The sequence below is a fragment of the Rhodopseudomonas sp. genome (genome assembly GCF_048594845.1).
In the GTDB taxonomy this organism is placed as follows: domain Bacteria; phylum Pseudomonadota; class Alphaproteobacteria; order Rhizobiales; family Xanthobacteraceae; genus Rhodopseudomonas.
Genome location: NZ_JBMDXE010000357.1, coordinates 1 through 3901, shown reverse-complemented (window position 1 = coordinate 3901; position 3901 = coordinate 1). Strand labels below are relative to the sequence as shown.

The window sequence follows — 3901 nt, the reverse complement described above, 5'->3', positions numbered from 1 at the left end:
CCCTAGTACGAGAGGACCGGGGTGAACGTACCTCTGGTGGAGCTGTTGTCGCGCCAGCGGCAGTGCAGCATAGCTATGTACGGACGGGATAACCGCTGAAAGCATCTAAGCGGGAAACCCACCTCAAAACGAGCATTCCCTTGAGAACCGTGGAAGACCACCACGTTGATAGGCCGGATGTGGAAGTGCAGCAATGCATGCAGCTTACCGGTACTAATCGTTCGATTGGCTTGATTGCTCTCATTATCAGTGTCCATGATCCGCAGGATCTGAACTGATAGAGCACGCCGGCGTCACCGACGCCGGACACAGACCAGATATTGCTTCGTGCTTGTCCTTCGCCGGCCTGGTGGCTCTAGCGAGGAGCCTGAACCCGTTCCCATCCCGAACACGGCCGTTAAACTCCTCAGCGCCAATGGTACTTCGTCTCAAGACGCGGGAGAGTAGGTCGCTGCCAGGCCTGCAAAGGACAATGCCTCAATCACGATGACACAATACACCCAGACAAAACGCCGCCTCCAAAAGAGGCGGCGTTTTCGCGTTTGGAAGTCCTCCTTCGCCGTCTTTATGCGATTTCGAATGGCCCCAGTCTGCCGCTGGCGCTACAGCGGTCTGCCCGTGTTTCGGCCCAATTCCGGGCCAGACTCCGAGGGCCTTGAATCGGCGCAAAGCCGGCCCTGTCCCCAGGCGGACTCACCGAGGAGAACTTCATGCGCTTCACACTTCGACCTGCTGCCCTCGCCGGAGCGGGCTGTCTGGCCCTCGCGCTCGCGTCGGCGTCGCCCACCGCGCTGTTGGCGCAGGCCGCTCAAGGGACGCAGGGCCAGAGTGCGCCGGCCCAGGCCGCTCCGGTGAAACCCGCGCCGGAAGCCGCGGCGCCCTCGGAGCCGGCGCTCAAGGATATCACGCTGACCGACAAGCAGATCCAGGGCGTGCTCGCCGCGCATAAGGATCTCGACGCGATCGCCGCCAAGATGCCCGACGATCCGCAGGCGAAGCCCGATCCGAAGCTGGTGCAACAGCTCGACAGCACGGCGAAGAAATACGGCTTCGCCAATTACGGCGAATACAGCGACGTGGTCGAAGCCATCAGCATGGTGATGGCCGGCGTCGATGCCAAGACCAAGACCTATGTGGGCCCGGAGGCCGAGCTCAAGGCGCAGATCGCGCTGGTCGAAGCCGACACCAAGATGTCGGCCGACGACAAGAAGCAGGCGCTCGCCGATCTCAACGAAGCGCTGAAGTCGCCCGGCCCGACGGTGAAGAACAAGGCCAACATCGACCTCGTGCTGAAGAACTACGACAAGCTGGCGGAAGCGCTTGACGAAGACGAGTAGTCGGCTGGCCAGCTTCGACACCGTCAACGCCGTCCCGGTTCCGGGGCGGCGTTTTTGCTGAGGGCGCGGGCGTTTCTCGCCGGCTGTGCCTTGATCATCGGCATCGACACAACCCGCGGCTGATCGGTCCTCTGATTGGACGTCATGCGCGCGCGACTTAGAGGCATTACAAGCCGCTACGCGTTCTCATCATTCCCGCACGCTGCTAAACGCCGACTGTCATTCTCTCGGGCGGAAAGCGGACTGCGGACATGTCGATCGACGAAGGACGGCTCGCGCGAACTGGTGGACGCCAGCGAGCAAAGGTTCGAGTCGGCGCCACGGCGAGTGTGATCTGCCTCGCGACGTTCGCTCCCGCCGAGCTGGCCTTGGCGCAGTCCGGCACGCAGTTGCCGTCCGTCACGGTCGAGGCGCCCAATCGCGACGCCAAACGTGCCGCGCCGGCCCCTTCGACGCGCGCGCCGCAACGCGCCGCCGTCCGCCGCGCCGCGCGTCAGCCCGCGCCGACTCCTGCGCCGCCCACGCCGTCGGACCGCGCCGCCGCCGCGGCCGCGGTGCTGAACGAACAGAAGCTCGGCTACCGCGCGATGCCGAGCCCGACGACGCTGCGCAGCGGCGCCTCGCCGCTCGACTCTTCGCAATCCGTCAATGTCGTGCCCGAGCAGGTGCTGAAGGATCAGCTGCCGCGCAATCTCGACGACGCGCTCGCCAATGTCAGCGGCGTCACCCAGACCAACACGCTGGCGGGGTCGTTCGACGCCGTGATCCGCCGCGGCTTCGGCGACAATCGCGACGGCTCGATCATGCGCAACGGCATGCCGCTGGTGCAAGGCCGCGCGCTCGGCGCCGACGTCGAAAGCGTCGAAGTGCTGAAAGGCCCGGCCTCGCTGCTGTACGGCATCCAGACGCCCGGTGGCATCGTCAACACCATCAGCAAGCGGCCCGAGCTGTATCAGCACGGCTCGCTGACGGTGATCGGCTCGACCTTCGGCGGCGGCAAGAACGGCTCCAACGCGATCGTCGATGTCACCGGTCCGATCGGCGACGGCGGCGTCGCCTACCGGTTCGTCGGCTCCGGGCTCGATGAAGATTACTGGCGCAATTTCGGCGCCAATCGCGAAGTGCTGGTGGCGCCGTCGCTGGCCTGGTACGGCGACCGCACCACGATTCAGTTCGGCTACGAGCACCGCGAATTCAGCTATCCGTTCGATCGCGGCACCGCCTTCGTCAACGGCGCGCCGCTGGCGATTCCGGCGACGCGCCGGCTCGACGAGGCGTTCAACCGGACCTGGGGCAAATCCGATCTGGTGCAGGGCTCGATCGAGCATCGGCTCGACGACAACTGGAAAGTCACCGCCGCCTACAGCTTCAACAGCGAGACCTACGACGCCAATCAGCTACGCATCACCGGCGTCAATGCCCGCACCGGCGTCGAGACCCGCAGCAATGACGGCACCAAGGGTGCGATGGCCTATGTCAGCTACGGCACGTCGTACCTGCAGGGCAATGTCTGGCTCGGCGACTTCCGCAACGAGCTGCTGATCGGCGGCGACGCGCAGCGCCGCGTGATCTATCGCCAGGATCTGATCCGCCAGGCGACGCCGAGTTTCAACTTCTACAATCCGACTTACGGCCTGGTGCAGCCCGGCACCACGGTGTCGGCCTCGGACAGCAATCAGACGGACCAGCTCGAGACGCGCTCGCTGTTCCTGCAGGACACGCTGCATCTCACCAACTGGTTCTCGCTGGTCGGCGGTCTGCGCTGGATGGAATACAACCAGCTCGCCGGCCGCGGCCGGCCGTTCACCGCCAACACCGATCTCGACGGCAGCAAGGTGCTGCCGCTCGCCGGCGCCATCCTCAAGCTGAACGATCAGGTCTCGCTCTATGCCAGCTACACCCAGTCGCTGCAGCCGACCTCGACCATCGCGCCGCTGACCGGCGGCTTCGTCGTCGGCTCGAACATCGCGCCGGAAGAAGGCACGCAATACGAAGCCGGCCTGAAGTTCGACCTCAACAAGCGGCTGTCCGGCACGCTGGCGGTGTACGATATCGACAAGAAGAACGTGCTGGTGTCGCAGTTCAACGCCGCGACCGGCCTCAACGAATATCGCGCCGCCGGCAAGGTCCGCTCGCGCGGCGTCGAGTTCGACGTCACCGGCCGGCTCGACGATCACTGGAGCACGATCGCGAGCTACGGCTACACGGACGCGATCGTCACCGAGGATCCGACGCTGGTCGGGATGCGGCTGCAGAACGTGGCGATGAACACCGCGTCGCTGTTCCTGGTCTATGATTTCGGCACGGCGCTGCCCGGTCGGCTGCGCGTCGGCGGCGGCCCCCGTTATGTCGGCGATCGGCCCGGCGACAGCACCAATTCCTTCGTGCTGCCCGCCTACACCGTGGCCGACATCTTCGCCAGCTACGAGACCCGGACAGGTCCGTTTCCGGTGACCTATCAGTTCAACGTCAAGAACGTGTTCGACAGCGTGTACTATCCGTCGGCCGTCAACACCCTGAACGTCGCGGTCGGCGACGCTCGCCGGTTCTCGCTGGCTGCGACG

The 3901-nt window shown here is 64.9% G+C and carries 2 protein-coding genes and 2 rRNA genes; all 4 read left to right on the top strand.

Translation table 11 applies throughout. The annotated features are described in order from the left end of the window. Positions 1-238, top strand: a 23S ribosomal RNA gene (locus tag ACOJTD_RS24480); the annotation flags it as partial. Between the two features lie 107 nt (positions 239-345). After that, positions 346-460 (top strand): 5S ribosomal RNA (gene rrf / locus ACOJTD_RS24475). Between the two features lie 250 nt (positions 461-710). Further along, positions 711-1337, top strand: a complete 627-nt coding sequence (locus ACOJTD_RS24470) for a hypothetical protein (RefSeq protein ID WP_420135447.1) — start codon at positions 711-713, stop codon at positions 1335-1337. Between the two features lie 251 nt (positions 1338-1588). Beyond that, a partial coding sequence (locus ACOJTD_RS24465; RefSeq protein WP_420135446.1) for a TonB-dependent siderophore receptor occupies positions 1589-3901 on the top strand: 2313 nt, incomplete at its 3' end.